We start from the raw sequence: 21,871 nt of genomic DNA, 5'->3' as shown, positions 1-21,871 counted from the left end.
ATGGTATGGTTCGGCCCCGACTTCTACCGGTTCGCGCCTGCATGCTGCCGACTCCCCGTACCCTGCGCCTGTTCCTTGCCATTGCCCTGATCCTCGTCGGCGCCGCCCTGGCCGCCACTCTGGCCGTGCGCCACGCTGAACGTGAGGCCCTGGAAGAAGACGCCAGCCGCGCGAGCCAGCAATTGGCGCTGTACGCCAACTCATTGCACACCTTGATCGAACGCTACCGCGCCCTGCCCGCCGTGCTGGCGCTGGACCCGCAGTTGCGTGACGCCCTCAAGGGGCCGGTCAGCGCGGCGCAACAGGATGCCTTGAACCGCAAGCTGGAAAAAATCAACGGTGCCGCGCAGTCCTCGACCCTGGAGCTGCTGGACCACACCGGCCTGGCGATCGCCGCCAGCAACTGGCAGTTGCCCAGCAGCTACGTCGGCCACAACTATGGCTTTCGTCCCTATTTCCTCCAGACCCGCACCCAAGGCACCGGGCGCTTCTATGCGGTGGGCGTGACCAGCGGCATCCCCGGCTATTTTCTGTCCAGCGCGGTCACTGGCGATAGCGGCGAGTTCCTCGGCGCGATGGTGGTGAAGCTCGAGTTTCCCGAGCTTGAGCGCGAATGGCGCCAGGGCAGCGACACCCTGTTGGTCAGTGATGCGCGCGGGGTCATTTTCATCGCCAATCGCCCCGGTTGGCGTTATCGCCATTTGCAACCCTTGACCGACAGCGACCGCGCCGAGCTCAAGGCCACGCGCCAGTACGACAAGCAACCGTTGCAACCCCTGGCCTTCGATCCGCTGCGACGCTTCGACGACAACAGCCACCTGACCCGCGTCGAGGCGCCCGAGGGTACGGCGCAGTACCTCTGGGAATTCCTGCCGTTGGCCGGCGAAGGCTGGACCCTGCATTTGCTGCGTCGACCACAGATCGCCTTCGAAGACCTGCGCAACGCCGGGCTCGCCGCCGCCGGGTTGTGGCTGGCGCTGGTGTTTCTGTTGCTGTTTCTGAACCAGCGTTGGCGCCTGGCGAAACTGCGCCAGCGCAGCCGCCAGGAACTCGAACGACTGGTGGACGAACGCACCCGAGAATTGCGCACCGCCCAGGACGGCCTGGTGCAATCGGCCAAGCTGGCGGCACTGGGGCAGATGTCGGCGGCGCTGGCCCACGAGATCAACCAGCCGTTGACCGCCCAGCGCATGCAACTGGCAACCCTGCGCCTGCTGCTGGAGCACGGCCGCGTCGACGATGCCTATAAAGCCCTCAAGCCGGTGGACGACATGCTGACCCGCATGGCGGCCCTGACCGGCCACCTGAAGACCTTCGCCCGTAAGAGCCCCAGCGGCCTTCGGGAACGCCTTGACCTGGCGGCGGTAGTCGACCAGGCCCTGCAATTGCTCGACACGCGCCTGCGGGACGAAAACGTCAGTACCGTCTTGCACCTGACGCGTCCGGCGTGGGTGCGCGGCGATGCCATCCGTCTCGAACAGGTGTTGATCAACCTGCTGCGCAACGCCGTCGACGCCATGGTCGAACAGCCCCTCAAGCGCCTTGAAGTGCGCCTGCAAGCCGATGAACAACTGTGGCGCCTGACCGTCAGCGACAGCGGCACCGGGATCGCCGAAGAACATCTGGCCCAGGTGTTCGACCCGTTCTTCACCACCAAGGCGGTGGGCGATGGCCTCGGGCTGGGGCTCGCTGTTTCATTTGCGATCATCCACGAATCCGGCGGGCGGCTGACAGCGGACAATCATGACAACGGCGCGGTATTCTGCGTGACCTTGCCCATCGATCAGGAGGCGCAGCTGCATGCTTGATTCGGTCATAGTCGTCGATGACGAAAACAGCATCCGCACGGCCGTGGAGCAATGGCTGAGCCTGTCGGGGTTCCAGGTGCAGTTGTTCAGCCGTGCCGAAGACTGCCTGGCGCGGTTGCCGGACAACTTCGCTGGCGTGATCCTCAGCGACGTACGCATGCCCGGTCTCAGTGGTCTCCAACTGCTTGCGCAAGTGCGCAAGCGCGACGCGGACCTGCCGGTGATCCTGTTGACCGGCCACGGCGACGTGCCGATGGCCGTGGAAGCCATGCGCGACGGCGCCTATGACTTTCTCGAAAAACCGTTCAGCCCCGAAGCGCTGCTCAGCAGCCTGCGTCGGGCCTTGGACAAGCGCTTCCTGGTATTGGAAAACCGTCGCCTGCACGAGCAGGCCGACGCTCGGGCCAGGCTCGACACCACGCTGCTGGGCGTCTCCCGCGCCTTGCAGAACCTGCGGCGCCAGGTGCTGGACCTGGCGACATTGCCGGTCAACGTGTTGATCCGTGGCGAAACCGGCAGTGGCAAGGAATTGGTCGCCCGCTGCCTGCACGACTTCGGCCCGAGAGCGAGCAAACCCTTCGTTGCGCTGAACTGCGCGGCGATCCCCGAACCGCTGTTCGAGGCTGAACTGTTCGGTCATGAAAGCGGCGCCTTTACCGGCGCCCAGGGCAAACGCATCGGCAAGCTCGAATACGCCGACGGCGGCACGCTGTTTCTCGATGAAATCGAAAGCATGCCGCTGGCCCAGCAGGCCAAGTTGCTGAGAGTCCTGCAAGAGAAGAAACTCGAACGCCTGGGTTCCAACCAGAGCATCCACGTGGACTTGCGCATCATCGCCGCGACCAAGCCGGACTTGCTGGACGAAGCCCGGGCCGGACGATTTCGTGAGGACCTTGCCTACCGCTTGAACATCGCCGAGCTGCGCCTGCCGCCCTTGCGTGAACGGCGCGAAGACATTCCATTGCTGTTCGAGCATTTCACCCACGGCGCCGCCGAACGCCTCGGCCGCCCCGCCGTGCCCTTGAATGGCCCGCAACTGAGCCATCTGCTCAGTCACGATTGGCTGGGCAACGTGCGCGAACTGGCCAACGTCGCCGAACGCCAAGTGCTGGGACTCGACCAGCCGCCTGCCCTGGACACCGAACCGGGCCAGTCCCTCGCGGCCCAGCAGGAAGCGTTCGAAGCCCAATGCCTGCGCGCCGCGCTGACGCGGCATAAAGGCGACGTAAAAGCCGTGCTCGAGGAACTGCAACTGCCGCGCCGCACCTTCAATGAAAAAATGCAGCGGCATGGGTTGAGTCGGGAAATGTTCGTGCGGGACATCTAAGGAGGCGTGGCGGCTGGCCGCGAAGCCATCGCCAAGCCTTGCACGAACCTCCAGCGCCGTCGGCTAACCCGAGATCAGACGGGCGATCATGCGCTTGCGCCCCGCCACATCCAGCGCGCGATAGCTTTCCAACAACAGCTCTTCATCAGGCGCCAGTACCGGCGCGGCCTGGACGCGCTCGCCCGTCAGGACGTATTGGACATCCACTCCGATAGCCGCCAGTTTTGCCACCAGATCGGCTGGACATTTCTGCCGCCCGGAGACGACTTCCTTCAAGCGCTGCGGGCTCGCTTCGCCCGCCCCACGGGAGGCGGCAGCCAGCGAAACACCACAGCGATCAATCTCTTCGCGCAGCCGAACGTGGATATATTCCACCAAAACTATTGACATGGTGTATATATCCCACCAAAATCGCCGAGATAAACAACGGCCATCATTGCCTCACAGAGAATCGGCACCATGGCCGTGCTGAGACTGCGCACACTCGGAATCCTGTCCATTTCGCAGTAACACGCACGCTGGGTGCATTGAGCATGAATCTACTCCGGAAATTTCCTACAGAAAATAGCGGAGAGTGAAAGTGACAAAAAAAACGAAAAAAAGGGGCCCGAGGGTCGTTGTCCAGATGCTGGCTTTGCTTGCCTGGCGCCGGTCCGGTCGAAGCAGGCCACCCGCACTCGGTGCATAAAAACAGTGACCGTCCATCTTCCTTGTTTGAGGTTTGAAATGCATTCGAATCAAACGTTTATCCATCGCTGGGCTGTCATGGACAAGCTGGCGCTCATGGCGCTCGCCGTCACCCTGTCGTTTCCGGCAGCCGCGAACATGGTGGTCTACCCGATGAACAGCACCATCGGCGCCGAGCAGGACGGCATTGGCCAGATCCAGCTGCACTCCAAGTCCGACAAAGTGCAATACATCAAGGTCAGCGTCACCCAGATCCAACGTCCCGGCACGCCGGACGAACATGAAAGCCCGCTGTCGCCGGCCGATGCGCTGGGTATCGTCGTATCGCCGCAACGCACGGTACTGGCCCCCGGCGCCAGCCGCACGGTGCGGATCATCGCCCAGTCGATGCCCACCGAGGAAACCGTCTACCGGGTCTATTTCGAACCGGTGGGAGCACCCGACCTGATAGATGAAGACGTCCTCGAACAATCCGGTGTGCAGCCCAGAGTCGGCGTAAACCTGGTCTGGGGCGCCTTGGTGCGCCTGCTGCCCGATGAGCGCCGTACCAGCATCAAACTGCAACCCAAAGGCAACGAATTGCGCAACGACGGCACCCTGCGCGTCGGCGTATTGCAAGTGGGTCGGTGTACCGACGCAGCGGGCGAGAAGGACTGCATCTGGAATGACGTCAACCGCAGCCTGTATCCCGGCAGCACCCTGCCCGTCTCCGCCCCCGGCGCGAACGGTAACGTAATCGTACGTTTCGTGACCAGCGACGACAGGCGTCCGCGCACCCTCGCCATTCAGCCGTAACCCCAATTTTATTGACCCAAGCTACGTGCAGCGCACGTGGTCGGGCCCCCGTTCACCCACAGCAAAAGAGGAACACCCATGAAACTGTTGAAATTCGCCCCATTGGCACTGGTCGCCCTGACCTCGCTGCCCGCCATGGCGGTGGAAAAAAACATCACCATCTACGCCAATGTCGACCCGACCCTGGAAATCCTCCAGTCGGACGGCCGCCCGCTCCCGGGCTCCATGGAGATGGCCTACCTGCCAGGTTCCGGCCTCCAGCCGACTCGGTTGGGTACGCGGATCTACAGCAATGACACCGACAAGGACATGACCCTGCGACTGATCGCCAGTCCGGTCCTGGCCAACACGACCAACCCCGCCGCCACCGGCGTGCCCCTGAGTGTCAGGTACGGCGGACGCCCACTGAACACCACCGGTGTCACGCTGCCCGCCGTCGAACTGTTCCCTGGCGGTGACTCCTCTGGCGGTTCGGTCGAGCAACTCCTGGAAATCCAGCAGACCAACGCGGGTGCAATCACCAACGCGGGTCGCTACGAAGGCGTCGTCGCCCTGCTGTTGACCCAGCAACCTTAAGCACCGCCGGTTTTTCCTCCAAAGGGAGGTACGGCGTCGTCGTACTTCCCTTTTCCTTCGTCAAGGCCCTGTATGAAACGCCACTTCACCGCACTTTCCATCTCCCTGACCTGGGCGCTGGCCGATGCCGTATCGGTCGCGTCCACCGATCTGCCCCAGGTGCCGGCCGGTTTCGAGGCCCTGGTTGAAGGTCAGGTGGAACAACTTGAACTTCAATTGCTCAACCGTAATCTCGGCCTGCACCCTGTCGTGGTGCGACCTGGCCGTATCGAATTCCAACAGCCCGAACGAATCGCGGCCCTGCTGATCGAGGCAGGGGCTTCGGCGTCATCCGAAGAGTTGCTGCCGCTGCTGTCCGAACCGTTGCCCAGCAACAGCCAGTTGGCGTGCTCCTACGGCCTGGCCAGCGAAGCGAGCTGCGGTTACCTGGACACCGACGCGGTGGCAGTGATTCTCGACGAGGCCGGCGCGCGCCTGCAGATACTCATGCGCAAGGATTGGCTGCCGGCCAGCGATACGGCGGCGCTGCGCCTGCACACTCCGACCGAGGCCGCGAACGCCTTGGTCCATCGACAGAACATCAATATCGCCCAGGCCGACAGTTACCGCGCTCTGGGCGCCAGCGGCCTGGGCGCGGTAGGCCTGGGTGAAAGTAGCCATTTTGGCTTTACCTGGAACTACCAGGCCTATCAGAACAAGCGCGGCAGCGACAGCAGCCTGGAATTCAACAACGCCTATTACCGCCAGGATTTCGAGCGCGAACACTACGCCCAGGCCGGACGCATGGACATGAGCAACCTGTCCAGCGCCGAGGGCGGCAACTTCAGCTTCAGCCTGTTGCCCCTGGGGCGAATCGACGGTGCCCGAGTCGGCACCACCCTGGCCTACCTCAACCGCGAGGTGGTCGGCCAAGGCACGCCAATTTCGCTGATCCTGACCCAGCGCTCGCGCGTCGATGCGTTCCGTGGCGAAGAGCTGTTGTCGACGTCCTACCTGGATGCCGGCGTGCAGAATGTCGACACCCGGACCTTCCCCAACGGCAGCTATCCGGTGACCTTGCGGGTGATCGAAAACGGCCAGGTGACCCGCACCGAAACCGTGCCTTTCAGCCGTACCGACGGCAATGGCCTGGGTGACGACACCGTGCAATGGTTCCTGCAGGGCGGGCGCACGGCGGAAGATTCGCTTTATGAGCAGGATCCCTCCGCGGTGGCCCAGACCGGCCTGCGCATTCCGTTGCGCGATGACCTGGCGCTCACCAGCGCGATTACCTGGCTGGACACGACGTTCTACAACGAAAGCCGCCTGGATTGGGCCGGCACGCTGGGCGCCAGCAGCTGGTCGTTGTCAGGCGCCGTGCTGCGCGGCAACAACGGCGCGACCGGCAACAGCCAGCAGATGACCTTCACCCACGGAATCTCCTGGAGCGTGTACCGCTACTCGCTGAAGAGCCCGTCGTGCGAACACGATACCCGTGCCTACCAGCAGAGCGGCTGCAACGAATCATTGACCGCCAACGCCTCGTTGCCGCTGGCCGGTGGCACCCTCAGTGCCGGCTACAACTACAACCGCTACGCCCAGGTGAATCCGTTTTCCTACTGGAACGACTTTCCCGAAGAAGACGACCCCACCCGCGACCTGACCACCTCCACCTGGGCCAGGACTTTCCAGGTGGGCTTTTCCCGTGGACATGCCCTGGGCCCGTTCCAGCTCATCCATCGCGTCGGCGCGTTCCGCAATGCCAGCGGCAACCGCGAGAACGATCATGGCCTGTACCTGAGCCTGAGCCTGTCACATAACGAGCGCTCGCCCACCAGCGGCTATCGCCAGAGCAACGTCGGCCTGGATGCGCGCCGCGAGCAGAATGCCCCGGATAGCCTGCGCACCAGCCTGGGCCATACCCGTGCTTGGGACGGCGAACAGGGCAGGAACGAAGTGAGCACAGGGGTTGGTTACGACGACCTGGGCCGCTGGGACGCTGAACTGGCCGGACGGATCGAGCGCAACTGGGGCGAAAGCAGCCTGGCGGTGGCCCAGCGTGGCGGCGACCGACAAGACTCGCGACCTGGGTTCAGCGGCAACCACTCTTCGTCCCTGGCCCTGGGCCGCGAGGGCTTTTTCTGGGGCCAGGGCCAGGGCGGCACAGGCCCTGGCGCAGCGGTGGGAATCATCGCGGCGCCGGTGGAAAACGCCACGGGCGCGGCGGCCAAGGTCAGCGGCGGCTACGGTGCCCAGACCAGCATCGGCTTTGGTGAGAAGCGGCTGATCCCGGTCAACGGTTTCGAGGCCACGCACACCCGGATCAGCGACGCCGACGCCTCGCGCCAGAACCTCAGTTCGGTGAACGTCGGCAACGGCAACCGCGAGTGGTTCCTGCAACCGGGCAAGCTGGCGGTGCAACGGATCGAGTCCACTGTGAGCTACACCTACGTCGGCCGCTTGGTGGATGCACAGGGAGAGCCACTGGTGCAGGCCGCCATTCTCAATGCATCGATGATGGAAACCGGCGAGGACGGCAGCTTCGTCGTCGACCTCAACCATCACCCCGACCCCTTGTTCGCCCTGGACCTCAACGGCGTACACGCCTGCACGGTACAAAGCCGCACCGCCCACAGCAGCCTGCGCCGGGTCGGCACTCTCACCTGTGAAAGCACCACCCTGGACGCCTTGCCCAAGGATCTGAACGATCCCGATCGCCTGGGTCGCTGGACCGCGCGCCGCAGCGCCGCGCTCTCGCCAGACAAGAGGAACCAGCCATGAGCGAAACCTTCATCCGTTGGAGCCGTCGCCTGTTAGCGCTGGTTTGCTCGGTTGCAACGCCACCGGTGCTTGCCGATGTTCATCCCAGCGATCATTACCAGATGGTGGCGCTCAATTACGACCGGGCGGCGCCACCTGGGGATCATTACCTCTGGAATAAGATGCTGCATGGCTGGCACGAGCAACCAGTCTCAGGAGTTGGTTATAAGACTATGCATTTGGTCTGCTTGTCCAATTCCGACCCTGCGACGGGTCAATGCCGCACAAGCAGTTACGGACAAACCGGTATTACCAACGTAGCGCTACGGTTTACCGAGCGCCGCAGTCGCTTGTCCACGGTACTGCATGTCAGAGGCTACCTCTCGCGCAGGACGAAACTTAACAACACCTGTGGCGGAGACTGGTTACCTTTCGATTACCTGATCACTTCAACGACAACATCGGACTGTCATGGCGTCAACGTCTCCAGCGGCACCGCCTCAACGCTTTGGATCCCCCAAACAGAGCTTGCCAAATTGCCCTCTGGAGGCATCTGGACCGCTCAGTTGGTCATGAAGCTCAAAACGTTCCACTCGCAACCCATCGGTAACGCCAAGACGTTTACGGTGGACTTCAAGCTCGACGTCACCGACCAGAACAACATGCAGATCTACCTGCCCGCCTACGGCGTCAGCACGCCGCAGGTGGACCTCAACCTGCGCACCCGCCCGTTGAGCACCGCCCCGGGCGGTATCGTCTCAGGTCAATCCGTGGTCGATGCCTGCCTCTACGACGGCTACAACGCCAACAGCCAGAGTTATGAAATCCGTGTCACCGGCACCAACCCCGTGCCCGGCATGGAGGGCCGCTTCTTCGTCCGCCACGCGTCCGGCGGCAGCGGCGAGCGTGACCGCATCGAATACAAGGTGCGCACCCGCACCGCCAACCTCGGCGAGACGCAGCATGTGTCCGGGCAACCAGTGAGTTTCAACGGCATCAACAATGCGGAAATCCGCGCCGTGAAGCTACCCAATGTGCCGTATCCAGTGGTGTGTACGCCCTGGCCCATCACCTTGGACACGCCGCCGTTCAATCAGATCGACAAGAATTCCGGGCAGTACCGGGGGGAGCTGAAGTTGGAATTTACGCCCTCAACCTCTTCGCCCTGAGGCATCAGTGGTGTCTGGACTGGCCTCATCGCGAGCAGGCTCGCTCCCACACTGGATTCATGGATACCGGGCGAATGTGGGAGCGAGCTTGCTCGCGATGGGGCGGTGGAGCCGCCGATTTTTTCCCATTCAAAAATGCAGTCATAAGAACCCGCAATGAACACATTCTTAACCCGTTGGGCCCGCCGGCTGAGCGTGCTCATCGTGGCAGCCACCGCATTGCCGACGCTTGGGGACATCATCCCCAGCGACCATCATCAGTCCGTGATACTCAACTTTGACCGTTCGGCGCCACCGGCCGATCACTACCTTTGGACTCGAATGGTCCATGGCTGGAAAGAGCAAGATTTGCCAGGCGCAGGCTATACGACCATGCACTTCGTTTGTTTGTCCGATACCAACCCAGCCAACGGCCAATGCCAGACCAGAGGCGATACAGGGAGGTATGGCATCACAGACATTCCGCTGCGGTTTACCGAGAGACGTAGCGGCCTGTCGACTGTCTTGTCGGTCAAGGGTTACGTCACCCGCATGCATGCGCTGAACAGCAGTTGCGGAATCTGGGAGAAGGACTACGTACTGAACGCAACCGGGTCAGGCTGGTGTGACGAGGTCAGAACCACGGGCACCGCGTCGACTGTCTGGATCCCTCAATCAGAACTCGCCAAGCTACCTTCAGGTGGTATCTGGTCGGCGAAGTTGATCATCAAGCTCAAGCGCTATTACTCGGAGCCGATTGGCGCCGCCAGAACCTTCACCGTCGACTTCAAGCTGGACGTCACCGACCGCGACAACATTCAGATCTACCTGCCCGCCTACGGCATCAGCACGCCGCAGGTGGACCTCAACCTGCGCACTCGCCCGTTGAGCACCGCCCCGGGCGGTATCGTCTCCGGTCGGTCCGTGGTCGATGCATGCCTCTACGACGGCTACAACGCCAACAGCCAAAGCTATGAAATCCGTGTCACCGGCACCAACCCCGTGCCCGGCATGGAGGGCCGCTTCTTCGTCCGCCATACGTCCGGCGGCAGCGGCGAGCGTGACCGCATCGAATACAAGGTGCGCACCCGCACCGCCAACCTCGGCGAGACGCAGCATGTGTCCGGGCAACCAGTGAGTTTCAACGGCATCAACAATGCGGAAATCCGCGCCGTGAAGCTGCCCAATGTGCCGTATCCAGTGGTGTGTACGCCCTGGCCCATCACCTTGGACACGCCGCCGTTCAATCAGATCGACAAGAACACCGGGCAGTACCGGGGGGAGCTGAAGTTGGAGTTTACGCCCTCAACCTCTTCGCCCTGAGGCATCAGTGGTGTCTGGACTGGCCTCATCGCGAGCAGGCTCGCTCCCACACTGGATTTGTGGATACCGGGCAAATGTGGGAGCGAGCTTGCTCGCGATGGGGCCGGTGGAGCCGCCGATTATTTCCATTCAACAATGCAGCCATAAGAGCCCGCAATGAACACATTTTTTACCCGTTGGGCCCGCCGGCTGAGCGCGCTCATCGTCGCAGTCACTCCGTTACCCGCCTTAGCGGGCGTGGTACCCAGCGACCACTACCAATCCGTTGTGCTCAACTTCGACCGTTCGGCGCCACCCGCCGATCACTACCTCTGGAATCGGATGGTCCACGGCTGGAGCGAACAGCACATACCGGGCGCCGGTTATACGAACATGCATTTTGTCTGCCTCTCCAGCACGGACCCGGCAACGGGCCAATGCCATACGTCGTCCTTTGGCAGGCTGGGCACCACCGAGATCCCGTTACGCTTCACCGAGCGGCGCAGCCGTCTTACCCATGTCCTTGTGGTCAAAGGCTATCTCCAGCGCAGGTATCCGCTCAATCTCTGCGGTGGGGTATGGGATGGCCGTCAATTCGTCCTGACCACCACATCACCCGTCTACTGCAATGAAGACGAAGATGACCTTACCCAGCGATCGGAGGGGACGGCCACGACGATGTGGGTGCCCCAGTCAGAATTCGCCAAACTGCCCACCGGAGGCATCTGGACCGCCAAGATGATCCTGAAACTCAAGCGGTACAATTCGCAACCGATCAGCGCGGCCAATACCTTTACGGTGGACTTCAAGCTTGACGTCACCGACCAGAACAACATGCAGATCTACCTGCCCGCCTACGGCATCAGCACGCCGCAGGTGGACCTCAACTTGCGTACTCGCCCGTTGAGCACCGCCCCGGGCGGCATCGTCTCCGGTCGGTCCGTGGTCGATGCCTGCCTCTACGACGGCTACAACGCCAACAGTCAGAGTTATGAAATCCGTGTCACCGGCACCAACCCCGTGCCCGGCATGGAGGGCCGCTTCTTCGTCCGCCACGCGTCCGGCGGCAGCGGCGAGCGTGACCGCATCGAATACAAGGTGCGCACCCGCACCGCCAACCTCGGCGAGACGCAGCATGTGTCCGGGCAACCAGTGAGTTTCAACGGCATCAACAATGCGGAAATCCGCGCCGTGAAGCTGCCCAATGTGCCGTATCCAGTGGTGTGTACGCCCTGGCCCATCACCTTGGACACGCCGCCGTTCAATCAGATCGACAAGAACACCGGGCAGTACCGGGGGGAGCTGAAGTTGGAATTTACGCCTTCGACTTCGTCGCCCTGATTTTTTGGTGCCAGGACTGGCCTCATCGCGAGCAGGCTCGCTCCCACACTGGATTTGTGGATACCGGGCGAATGTGGGAGCGAGCCTGCTCGCGATGAGGCCAACCCATTTCTTGTTGATAAGCGGATCCCCGCGCACACCCCTGGCTGCAATAAGCGGATTTCCGCTCACTAAACAGCCACATCCCCTCTAGACCGGCCTTCTTCCACCTGGCACAGCTCCTGCTATAGCCCTGGCAGGCTGCGTTCCTACGCGCTCCACAAAAACAATTAAACGAAGGATCCTTCAATGGATAACTCAAACGCCCTTCCCATTGGGTCGGCTGCCGCGCCCGCCCGTGAAAGAACCACCGCCAGCCGGATCAAGTCGATCTTCAGTGGCTCGGTCGGCAACATGGTCGAGTGGTACGACTGGTACGTCTACGCCGCGTTCTCCTTGTACTTCGCCAAAGCCTTCTTCCCCAAGGGCGACACCACCGCCCAATTGCTCAACACCGCCGCGATCTTCGCCGTCGGCTTCCTGATGCGTCCCATCGGTGGCTGGCTGATGGGCCTGTACGCTGACCGCGCCGGTCGCAAACGCGCGTTGATGGCCTCGGTGTACTTGATGTGCTTTGGCTCGCTGATCATCGCCCTGAGCCCCGGTTACGAAACCATCGGCGTCGGCGCGCCGATCCTGCTGGTGTTCGCCCGCTTGCTCCAGGGCCTGTCGGTGGGTGGCGAGTACGGCACCTCGGCAACGTACCTGAGCGAGATGGCGACCAAGGAACGTCGCGGTTTCTTCTCCAGCTTCCAATACGTGACGCTGATTTCCGGCCAGCTCATCGCCCTCGGCGTGCTGATCGTGCTGCAACAATTGCTGACCACCGAGCAGCTGTACGCCTGGGGCTGGCGCATCCCGTTCGCCATCGGCGCGCTGTGTGCAATCGTTGCGCTGTACCTGCGTCGCGGCATGGAAGAAACCGAGTCGTTCACCAAGAAGGAAAAGGCCAAGGAAAGCGCCATGCGCACCCTGATGCGCCACCCCAAGGAATTGTTGACCGTGGTCGGCCTGACCATGGGCGGCACCCTGGCCTTCTACACCTACACCACTTACATGCAGAAATACCTGGTGAACACGGTGGGCATGAGCATCTCCGACTCCACCACCATTTCCGCCGCCACGCTGTTCCTGTTCATGTGCCTGCAACCCGTCATCGGCGGGCTCTCGGACAAGATCGGTCGTCGGCCGATCCTGATTGCCTTCGGCATCCTCGGCACGCTGTTCACCGTGCCGATCCTCACCACCCTGCACACCATCGAGACCTGGTGGGGCGCGTTCTTCCTGATCATGGCCGCGCTGATCATCGTCAGCGGCTACACCTCGATCAACGCGGTGGTGAAAGCCGAGCTGTTCCCTACCGAAATCCGCGCCCTGGGCGTCGGCCTGCCCTACGCACTGACCGTGTCGATCTTCGGCGGCACCGCTGAATACATCGCGCTGTGGTTCAAGAGCATCGGCATGGAGACCGGCTACTACTGGTACGTGACGGCGTGCATCGCGGTTTCGCTGCTGGTGTACATCACCATGAAGGACACCCGCAAACACTCGCGGATCGTGACTGACTGACAGGCCAGTCGTGTCTAGTCCTGAAATAGGTTTACACCTATTTCACCCCAACGCCCGATGCATCGCATCGGGCGTTTTGTATTTCAGAGACAGGTGTGGACGCTCGCGGTTGTAGATCGATACCGACTCACTGACCATCTTCTTCGCCTGCGTTAAATCCTGTGGCCGCTGGAGCAAAAGCTCTGTCTTCAATATCCCGTTGACCCGCTCTGCCAAGGCGTTTTGGTAGCAGTCATAGCCATCAGTCATCGAGCACCTGATGCCGTGCTTCGCATGCAACTCCTGATACATTCCCGAGCAATACTGGCTGCCTCTATCTGAGTGATGCACCAGCGGCTGCTCCGTTCGACGGTATTTCACCGCTCGGCGCAGCGCCTGCGCGACCGACTTGGTGTGTAGGCTTTCATGGACGTGATAGCCCACGATCTTTCGTGAAAAAGCATCCGTCACAAGGCTCAAGTAGGCCACACCTTCCTGAGTGGGCAGATAGGTGATGTCAGCCACCCAGACTTGTTCCGGGCCGCTGGGAATAACTTGATTAGGGCCGGGTTTGAGCAGGTTTGGATGACGCCGAAAGCGGTGATGGCTGTCGGTTGTCTTGTGATACGCCCGCTTGCGGGCTACCAATAAACGCCGTTCACGCAGAATCGAAAACAGGCGATCTCGACCCACTTGCAGCTCAAGCTGAGGTTGGCACTGCAGCAAGTAATGCAGCTTTCGGGCGCCCAAACGTGGCTGCCGCTGACGTTTTTGCTGAACGAAATCGGCAACTTTCTGATCCAGAGCGAGACGCGCCGCATCGGCGCGATTGCGTTTGTAGTAAGCCTGGCGGCTTATCCCCATGAACTGGCAAGCCCTGCTGATGCTCAGGTTTTGGATTCGTTTTTGGGCGAGGACTTGCCGGGACGCTTTTTTACGACAGAGAGACCGTAGTCATTTTTCAAGACATCCACGACCGCCTCGAAAAACTGCGCTTTCTGATTGGACAGCGCCAACTGCTCTTCAAGCTCTTTGATGCGTTGCTCTGGCGTTAATGGTCGGTTTTTGTCGGGCATAGACCCCATCCTCGGCGAGCCAATGTATGCGCCTGGGCTCCAATCCTGCCGACCGTGCTTGCGTAACCACGTCAGAACGGTCGTTTTGCCTTGAATCCCGTAGCGCTCCTGAGCCTCTTTATAACTCAGCTCGCCTTTTTCGACCTGATCGACGACCGACAATTTAAAGGTCAGCGTGTAGTCTCGCTGACTACGCCTTTTTACTGACTCCATTACGTCCTCCTGAAAAAGCAGATCAGAGGTGTAAACCTTATTCAGGACGGGACATCGTACAAAAAAAGGGGCGAACCTGCACGGGTTCGCCCCTTTCGTCGTTCCGGGACGGCGTCATTTCCTACATTAATTTCCACTTAATGGCTGCACTCCACCCTCGCGCTCATCACTATCGATGCTTGGAGTATGACCATGAAAACCAAACTGATCTTCGCCCTGACCCTCACCGCACTGGCCAGTAGCGCGTTCGCCGACGACGGCTTCGAGCGGACCGGCACGGCCGCTTTCATCGCCAGCAGCCATGAGCGCGCCGGTTCCGCCGTCGTTGCCAAGAAGGACGAGAACCACGCCATCGAGCCCACCGTGGCTGCCGACGGCTCCGACCCTAGCGATGCGGCGTCGACCAACTGATCCCAACCGGCAACACCAAGACCTGTGGGAGCGAGCAACCTCCCACAGGTTTTTTGTGGTGCTGACAAAAGGGTCAGGGCGCTGCACTATCGTCGGATCCTTCTGACACGCACCGGACCTATATCCTTCATGCCCGACGACATTCACTACTACGAACCCGCCCAAGGCCATGGCCTGCCCCACGACCCGTTCAATGCCATTGTCGGCCCCCGGCCGATTGGCTGGATCTCTTCACAAGATGGCGAAGGCCGCCTGAACCTGGCGCCCTACAGTTTTTTCAACGCTTTCAACTACGTTCCGCCGATCATCGGCTTCTCCAGCGTCGGTCGCAAAGACAGCCTCAACAACATCGAACAGACCGGTGAATTTGCCTGGAACCTGGCCACGCGCCCACTGGCCGAGCAGATGAACCAGAGCTGCGCGATGGTCGCGCCGCAGGTCAACGAATTCGAGCTGGCGGGCCTGACGCCGGCGGCATCGCGGATCATCCAGGTGCCGCGCGTCGCCGAGAGTCCAGTGTCCTTCGAATGCAAGGTCACGCAGATCATCCAGTTGCAGCGAGCGGACAAGGCGCCTGTGCCGAGCTGGTTGATTCTGGGCGAAGTGGTCGCCGTTCACATCGCCAAGTGGCTGTTGAAAGACGGGGTCTACGACACCGCCGCCGCCGAGCCGATATTGCGCGGCGGCGGGCCGGCCGATTACTTCCAGCTGGGGCCGGAGGCGTTGTTCAAGATGCATCGCCCGCGATAAGGATGGGCGGTGAGATCACTTGTGGCAATCCTTGAAATGCTGCTTACCAGACCAATCCGCCTTCGTCGTCGACACCCTTGAGGTGAGTCAACTGCTGGGCAGCCGCTTCATCGGCTTTGAAAGCGGTCTCGAAGGTCTGCTCTTCGAGCACTTTATTGAAACGCGGCTTCTCGGCACTGCCGATGGCCTTGGTGGCGATGGCTGCGTAGTAGCCGCCACCTTCCTTGGGAACAACAGCGGAAACAGCTTCAAAAGTTTCAAAGGCTTTGCGTGCCATACTTCGCATCCTGGCGGTGGGAAATGCCTGTCATTAAACCTTCAACCGGCCAGTTTGTGTACCTTCGCCATGCACCCTTCGGTCGCCTGGGCGGCGGACACTTCCCGAAAGGTGTGGAAGTCCAGGCTGCTGACCACCAGGTCTTGCACCAATTGGGCGAAGATCGCCATGGCCGGTGAGTTGAAATAAGCGTCCATCGCCTGTTGGTTGACCCACAGCCCGGACACCAGCCACAAATCCGCGTCGCATTGCGATTGTTGCAAGGCAAAGTGCAGGCAACCGGGCGCCTGGCGCGAAGGTACGATCAAGCTGCTGAGGCGTGCGCCCAATGGCTTGGAGCAACCGGCGCGGGCCCGGACAAAAGCCATGTGACTGACGGGGATCTGCGTAGTCATGTTCAACCCTCCCAGGTCATCCGTTGGCAGCCGGGGACAGGCTGCGACAGGATCAAAGGTTAAGCGCGCTGCCGCCAGCTTCGTTAGTCGATTCCTGCCGACTCATTGCACGATTCTGCGCCTGGGAATTCACCCATCCGTGTCTGATGGGTGGGAATTGCCGGGAGTTGAAACAAAAGGTTTCAAGCAAGTTTCGGCCAGGCTGCACAGCCCTTCACGCCGCCGCCTTGCAGGATCAGGCAAGCTTTCAACAGGATGTGACTACCGCCATGCCTTGCACAAACATAAGCTTTGTCCTATCGCTCCCTTCGCCATGAGGATCCCGGCATGTCGCCACTCGATCACGCCCACGCCCCGCTGGACACGTACCTGGAACAGCAGCGCGCCGAGCTGGCGTCGATCATCGACCGCAACACCAGCGAGGACGGCAGCTACGCCACGGCCATCGGCTCGCTGAACCTGTCGCGCCACAGCCAGCCACACAAGTTTGCCCCGGTGCTGGCGCAACCGGCGCTGTGCATCATGGCCCAGGGCAGCAAGCAGGTGCGCCTGGCGGACGAATTTTTCAACTATGACCCGCTGCATTACCTGGTGGTCTCGGTCTCGATGCCATTGAGCGGTTGCATCGCCGACGTCTCGCCCGAGCAGCCGATCCTGGCGCTGCGCCTGGACATCGACCCGGCGGAAATCACCGCGCTGATCGCCGATGCCGGCCCCCTGGGCGTGCCGACTCGCCCGGCCGGCCGTGGCCTGTATGTGGAACGCCTGGACACGCCGATGCTCGACGCTGTGCTACGCCTGACGCGCCTGCTCGATACGCCAAAAGACATCGCCATGCTCGCGCCCCTGGTGCGCCGGGAAATCCTTTACCGCCTGCTGCGCAGCCCGCAAGGCTATCGGTTGTATGAAATCGCCATTGCCAATAGCCAGAGCCATCGCATCAGCCAGGCGATCAAATGGCTCAACGGCCATTTCGAACAACCGTTGCGCATCGATGACCTCGCTCGGGAGGTCAACCTCAGCGTTTCGACCTTGCATCATCGGTTCAAGGCCATGACGGCCATGAGCCCGTTGCAATACCAAAAGCAATTGCGCTTGCAGGAGGCTCGACGGTTGATGCTGGCCGAAGGGCTGGAAGCGTCGGCGGCGGGGTATCGAGTGGGGTATGAAAGCCCGTCGCAGTTCAGCCGGGAGTACAGCCGTTTGTTTGGCGCGCCGCCGTTGCGGGATCTGGCGCGGTTGCGGATGACCGTCTGATCTTGGACTTGCACAGCATTCGCCGCCTCGTCTTCGCAGCCTTCAGACCGCCCGGATCACGTGTTTGATTTCCTGGAACGCGGCCAGTCCCCAAGGTCCCAATTCACGACCCAGGCTGCTCTGCTTGTAGCCGCCCCAAGCGGCCTGGGGGAAAATCACTTGCGGTGCGTTGATCCACACCAGCCCTGCCTGCAAGGCGTCGGCGACCTTCCCGGCCGCCTCGGCATCGCGGCTGACCACGCTCGCCACCAGGCCGAAACGGCTGTCGTTGGCCAGGGCAATCGCCTCTTCCGGGTGGCCGAAACGACGCACGCACAACACCGGCCCGAAGATCTCCTCGCACCACAGCGCACTGTCGAGGGGCACGTCGGTGAAGATCGTTGGCTGTAAAAAAAAGCCGCGTTGCAGATGCGCCGGTCGTTGACCGCCGCACACCAACGTTGCGCCGTCGCTCACGCCTCGATCGATGTGCCCGAGCACCCGTTGGTATTGCGCCTGGTTGACCAGCGCACCCATCTCCACGTCCGGGTCGAATGGATCGGCCACGCGGATCGCCTCGGCCCGCGCCTTGAGCCGTCGCATGAATTCATCGGCCAGCTCATCGGCGACCAACACCCGAGTGGTGGCCGAACACATCTGCCCCGCGTTGAAGAAACCGCCGCCACAGGCCAGCTCCACCGCCAGGTCCAGGTCTGCGTCGGCCAGCACCAGCAAGGACGATTTGCCGCCCAGCTCCAGGCTCACGCCCTTCACGGTTTCCGCCGCCCGTTGCATCACTTGCACCCCCACCGCGTTGCTGCCGGTAAAGGAAATCTTCGCCACGCGCGGGTCGGACGCCAGCGGCGCCCCGACCGCCAACCCCGTGCCGCAGACCAGGTTGAACACGCCATCGGGCAAGCCGCATTCGGCGATGACCGAGGCCAGCGCCAGCTCCGGCAGCGGCGTGACTTCCGAAGGCTTGAGCACCACGCAGCAGCCGGCGGCCAAGGCCGGGGCAAGTTTCCAGGCGGTGGTGACCATCGGGAAATTCCACGGCACGATCAAGCCGACCACCCCACAAGGTTCGCGGCGTAGACGTGCGCAGAAATCATCGCTGGGCAACGCCAGCGGACCGTCCTGACGAACGTCCAGTTCTTCGGCCAAACCGGCGTAGTACTCGAAGGTCGCGACCACATCGTCGACGTCGATGGCCGCTTCGAACAACGGTTTGCCGTTGTTGCTCGATTGCAAATGCATCAGCCGCTCACGAGCATCCCGCACGCCGGCAGCAATACGCCGAAGCACCGCGCCGCGCTCGGCACCCGAGGTGTTTGACCATGGGCCAAAAGCCTGGGTAGCGGCCTCCAAGGCTTGATCGACGGCGGGTTTCTCGCCGCCGTAAACAGTGGTCAGCAGCGCCTCGGTCGCGGGGTTGATCACCCGCAGCGGTTGATCGCCCGCCAACCACTCGCCGTTGATGTACAGGCCGTCTTGCGTCGTCGGGAAATTCATTCAGCCACCTCCGCCATCCAGCGCGCCTGGTCAATCTCGAGCAACGTCGGCCCCTGGCGGTGACTGGCGGCCAGCAATGCGCTGCGCAGGGAATGCACGCCGTCGATCGTCTCGGCGCCGCACCCCAGGGCTTTGGCAACGCCGATGAAATCCGGCGTGTAGATGTCCACGCCCACCGGTTCGATGGCGCGGTTGACCATGTATTTCTTGATCTCTTCGTAGCCCTGGTTATTCCACAGCAGCACGATCACCGGCGTGCGCGCTTCCACCGCGCTGGCCAGTTCCGGGAGGGTGAACTGCAACCCACCGTCGCCGATCAGGCACACCACGGGCGGGCGGCCATGGCCGTTGTCGACACCACCCAGCCAGGCACCAATGGCCGCCGGCAACGCGTAGCCGAGGGTGCCGTAGCCGGTGGACGAATTGAACCAGCGGCGCGGGCGTTCGGGATTGAAGGTGAGGTTGCCGGTGTAGACCGGCTGGGTGGAATCGCCAACGAAAACCGCGTCGGGCAAGGCCTGCAATACCGTATCGAGGAACACCGTCTGGGCGCGGGTCGGGACGTCCCATTGCTGATCAAGTTCGGTCCGCAGCCGTTCGACACGAATCGCTCCCCAACTGTCGTCTCTCGCGCCGGGCACGCCGCGATTCAACGCATCGAGCAATGCCCGCGCGGCACTTTGTGCGTCGGCCACCAGCGCCAGTCTTGGCGCGTAGTTGCGCACGGTCTGGTCGGGGTCGATGTCGATGCGCAACAACGCACCGGGAATCTCGAAGCCACCGGCAAAGGTGACGTCGTAATCGGTCTCGGCCAGCTCGGTGCCGATCGCCAGTACTACATCCGCTTCGGCCACCAGGGCACGGGTGGCCACCAGGCTCTGGGTGGAACCGATCAGCAACGGATGACGGGACGGCAGCAGGCCCTTGGCATTGATGGTCAGCGCCACGGGGGCGCCGAGGCGTTCGGCCAGTTCGGTCAATTCAGTCCCGGCGTCCAGCGCCCCCCCTCCGGCAAGCACCAACGGCCGCCGGGCCGTCGCCAGCAAGGCTGCCATTTGCTCCACGGCACTTGGCGCGGCCCCGGCGCGATTGATGCTCACTGGCGTGCTGGCGAGCAGGTCATCGGCTTGTTCAACGAGCACATCCAACGGAATCTCGATGTGCACCGGCCGCGGACGCCCGGCCTGGAACAAGGCAAAGGCCCGGGCCAGCACACCCGGCAATTCGGCGGCCGACATCAGCGTGTGGGAAAACGCCGCGACCCCGCCCACCAGCGCGCTCTGGTTCGGCAGCTCATGCAGCTTGCCGCGCCCACCGCCCAGCTGGCTGCGTGACTGTACGCTGGAGATCACCAGCATCGGAATCGAATCGGCATAGGCCTGGCCCATGGCAGTGGTGATGTTGGTCATGCCCGGGCCGGTGATGATGAAGCACACGCCCGGCTTGCCGCTGACACGGGCGTAGCCGTCGGCCATGAAACCGGCGCCCTGTTCATGGCGCGGCGTCACATGGCGGATGCTTGAACGGGCCAGCCCGCGATACAACTCCACGGTGTGTACGCCAGGAATGCCGAACACCTGCTCCACGCCATAGCCTTCCAGTAACTTGACCAATACTTCGCCGCACGTCGCCATTGCCATTGCCATTGCCTTTTTGTTGTCTTGAAAAGGACCCCGCACGACACCTGCGGGCCGCTTTTGCTCTGAGGGAATGGCGTTATTGGACGGCCAGCCCGTAGCGGCAACAATGGATAAAAAGTCATACTAGCCATGTCCTCACGTCATGGCTTGGATCCAGATGAAACGACTCCCACCGCTGCCGACGTTGCACACTTTCTTGATCACGGCCCAGTGCTGCAACTTCACTCGCGCCGCCGAACAGCTGCACATCACCCAGGGCGCGGTGAGCCGGCAGATCGCAGGGCTGGAGGATCATCTGGGTTATGCGTTGTTCCAGCGCCAGGCACGCGGGTTGAGCCTGACCGCCGAGGGCCAGGCGTGGCTGCCCCGGGTGCAGCAGGTGTTCGGCCTGATCGGCGAGGCGGTCGAGCAGATCGGCGAGAAGCGCCAGACCCTGAAGCTCAAGGCCCCGACCTGTGTGATGCGCTGGCTGCTGCCGCGCCTGTTGCAATGGCAGAAAGAGCGCCCGGACGTGCCGGTGGAGCTGACCACCACGGTCCGGCACGGCGTGGATTTCCAGCGTGAGGCATTCGACGCGGCGGTGGTTTACGGCCCGCCGCCCGACGCCTCGCTTGACTGCCTGCACTTGTTCGACGAGCAGCTTACACCGGTGTGCTCGCGCCCCTTGCTGGAAGGTCCGGTCCCGTTGAATTCACCCCTCGATCTGCAACAACACCTGCTGCTGCATCCCACCACCGACGAGCGCGACTGGAACGCCTGGCTGGCCGCGGCCGACGTGCGTTTGAGCAACGTCAGCAAAGGCCAGCATTTCGAAACCCTGGACCTGGCGATGTCCATGGCCTCCCAAGGCACCGGCGTGGCGATTGGCGACTGGTCGCTGATCGGCGAAGACCTCAGCGCCGGCCGGCTGGTGATGCCGTTCGAACTGAAGGTCAGGACCGGGCTGGGTTATCACTTGGTCTATCCGCGCCGGCCGCAGGTGTCGGGCCAGTTGCAGGAGCTAATGGACTGGTTGGTGGAGCAGGCCCAAGCACGGTAGTAGCGCCACAAA

Annotated in this window: 18 protein-coding genes and 1 pseudogene; 13 read left to right on the top strand and 6 right to left on the bottom strand. The window is 62.1% G+C overall.

Going from position 1 to position 21,871, the window contains the following annotated elements; genetic code table 11:
- Positions 1-41 precede the first annotated feature (41 nt).
- On the top strand, positions 42-1,808 hold the full coding sequence (locus J3P90_RS05440; RefSeq protein ID WP_434675939.1) for a sensor histidine kinase: 1,767 nt from the start codon (positions 42-44) through the stop codon (positions 1,806-1,808).
- Positions 1,801-3,135 (top strand): sigma-54-dependent transcriptional regulator, encoded by a 1,335-nt coding sequence (locus J3P90_RS05435; RefSeq protein WP_434675938.1) that lies wholly within the window; start codon positions 1,801-1,803, stop codon positions 3,133-3,135. The genes J3P90_RS05440 and J3P90_RS05435 overlap by 8 nt, the downstream gene beginning before the upstream one ends.
- 63 nt (positions 3,136-3,198) lie before the next feature.
- Here J3P90_RS05435 and J3P90_RS05430 read toward each other — a convergent pair whose 3' ends face one another.
- A complete protein-coding gene (locus tag J3P90_RS05430; RefSeq protein WP_434675937.1) occupies positions 3,199-3,525 on the bottom strand; it encodes a hypothetical protein in 327 nt (108 codons plus the stop codon).
- Positions 3,526-3,861: 336 nt separating this feature from the next.
- On the opposite strand from J3P90_RS05430, the gene J3P90_RS05425 reads away from it, so the two are divergent.
- The 7 genes from J3P90_RS05425 to J3P90_RS05395 all read left to right on the top strand — a co-directional run bounded on the left by J3P90_RS05425 (position 3,862) and on the right by J3P90_RS05395 (position 13,331).
- The gene (locus J3P90_RS05425) at positions 3,862-4,617 is read left to right on the top strand and encodes a hypothetical protein (RefSeq protein ID WP_434675936.1); all 756 of its coding nucleotides are present in this window, start codon (positions 3,862-3,864) and stop codon (positions 4,615-4,617) included.
- A gap of 78 nt (positions 4,618-4,695) precedes the next feature.
- Positions 4,696-5,193, top strand: a complete 498-nt coding sequence (locus J3P90_RS05420) for a CS1 type fimbrial major subunit (RefSeq protein ID WP_434560375.1) — start codon at positions 4,696-4,698, stop codon at positions 5,191-5,193.
- Between the two features lie 72 nt (positions 5,194-5,265).
- On the top strand, positions 5,266-7,953 hold the full coding sequence (locus J3P90_RS05415) for a TcfC E-set like domain-containing protein (protein WP_434560377.1): 2,688 nt from the start codon (positions 5,266-5,268) through the stop codon (positions 7,951-7,953).
- Complete coding sequence (locus tag J3P90_RS05410; RefSeq protein WP_434675935.1) at positions 7,950-9,101, top strand: CfaE/CblD family pilus tip adhesin; 1,152 nt, start codon at positions 7,950-7,952, stop codon at positions 9,099-9,101. Before J3P90_RS05415 ends, J3P90_RS05410 begins: the two co-directional genes overlap by 4 nt.
- Positions 9,102-9,257: 156 nt before the next feature.
- A complete protein-coding gene (locus J3P90_RS05405; RefSeq protein ID WP_434675934.1) occupies positions 9,258-10,403 on the top strand; it encodes a CfaE/CblD family pilus tip adhesin in 1,146 nt (381 codons plus the stop codon).
- A 156-nt stretch (positions 10,404-10,559) separates the two neighbouring features.
- Positions 10,560-11,723 carry a CfaE/CblD family pilus tip adhesin gene (locus J3P90_RS05400; RefSeq protein WP_434675933.1) on the top strand — a complete coding sequence of 388 codons (1,164 nt, stop codon included), beginning with the start codon at positions 10,560-10,562 and terminating at the stop codon, positions 11,721-11,723.
- Between the two features lie 288 nt (positions 11,724-12,011).
- Positions 12,012-13,331, top strand: a complete 1,320-nt coding sequence (locus J3P90_RS05395) for an MFS transporter (protein ID WP_420765310.1) — start codon at positions 12,012-12,014, stop codon at positions 13,329-13,331.
- A gap of 14 nt (positions 13,332-13,345) precedes the next feature.
- Here J3P90_RS05395 and J3P90_RS05390 read toward each other — a convergent pair.
- Positions 13,346-14,599, bottom strand: a pseudogene (locus J3P90_RS05390) (IS3 family transposase).
- A gap of 192 nt (positions 14,600-14,791) precedes the next feature.
- Here J3P90_RS05390 and J3P90_RS05385 point away from each other — a divergent pair.
- Both J3P90_RS05385 and J3P90_RS05380 read left to right on the top strand, forming a co-directional pair.
- Positions 14,792-15,010, top strand: coding sequence for a hypothetical protein (locus J3P90_RS05385; protein ID WP_420765311.1), 219 nt, complete (start codon positions 14,792-14,794; stop codon positions 15,008-15,010).
- 129 nt (positions 15,011-15,139) lie between these two features.
- Positions 15,140-15,760: a flavin reductase family protein gene (locus J3P90_RS05380; RefSeq protein WP_420765312.1), complete on the top strand. Its 621-nt coding sequence runs from the start codon at positions 15,140-15,142 to the stop codon at positions 15,758-15,760.
- A gap of 43 nt (positions 15,761-15,803) precedes the next feature.
- Here J3P90_RS05380 and J3P90_RS05375 read toward each other — a convergent pair whose 3' ends face one another.
- Positions 15,804-16,037 (bottom strand): hypothetical protein, encoded by a 234-nt coding sequence (locus tag J3P90_RS05375; protein WP_434560385.1) that lies wholly within the window; start codon positions 16,035-16,037, stop codon positions 15,804-15,806.
- Positions 16,038-16,078: 41 nt separating this feature from the next.
- Complete coding sequence (locus J3P90_RS05370; protein ID WP_420765314.1) at positions 16,079-16,432, bottom strand: putative quinol monooxygenase; 354 nt, start codon at positions 16,430-16,432, stop codon at positions 16,079-16,081.
- Positions 16,433-16,759: 327 nt separating this feature from the next.
- Between J3P90_RS05370 and J3P90_RS05365 the strand changes: the two genes are divergently transcribed.
- A complete protein-coding gene (locus J3P90_RS05365) occupies positions 16,760-17,689 on the top strand; it encodes an AraC family transcriptional regulator (RefSeq protein WP_420765315.1) in 930 nt (309 codons plus the stop codon).
- A 42-nt stretch (positions 17,690-17,731) separates the two neighbouring features.
- Here the strand turns inward: J3P90_RS05365 and J3P90_RS05360 are convergent, their stop codons facing one another.
- Both J3P90_RS05360 and J3P90_RS05355 read right to left on the bottom strand, forming a co-directional pair.
- Positions 17,732-19,180: an aldehyde dehydrogenase family protein gene (locus J3P90_RS05360; protein ID WP_434675932.1), complete on the bottom strand. Its 1,449-nt coding sequence runs from the start codon at positions 19,178-19,180 to the stop codon at positions 17,732-17,734.
- Entirely contained in the window at positions 19,177-20,814 is a 1,638-nt protein-coding gene (locus J3P90_RS05355) for a 5-guanidino-2-oxopentanoate decarboxylase (protein ID WP_434676545.1), read from the bottom strand. The genes J3P90_RS05360 and J3P90_RS05355 overlap by 4 nt, the downstream gene beginning before the upstream one ends.
- A gap of 163 nt (positions 20,815-20,977) precedes the next feature.
- Between J3P90_RS05355 and J3P90_RS05350 the strand changes: the two genes are divergently transcribed.
- Positions 20,978-21,859, top strand: a complete 882-nt coding sequence (locus tag J3P90_RS05350) for a LysR substrate-binding domain-containing protein (RefSeq protein ID WP_434560393.1) — start codon at positions 20,978-20,980, stop codon at positions 21,857-21,859.
- Positions 21,860-21,871: the final 12 nt, after the last annotated feature.

The organism is Pseudomonas sp. D3-10 (assembly GCF_051132175.1).
GTDB lineage: Bacteria > Pseudomonadota > Gammaproteobacteria > Pseudomonadales > Pseudomonadaceae > Aquipseudomonas.
This window is presented reverse-complemented; position numbering and strand designations above follow the sequence as displayed.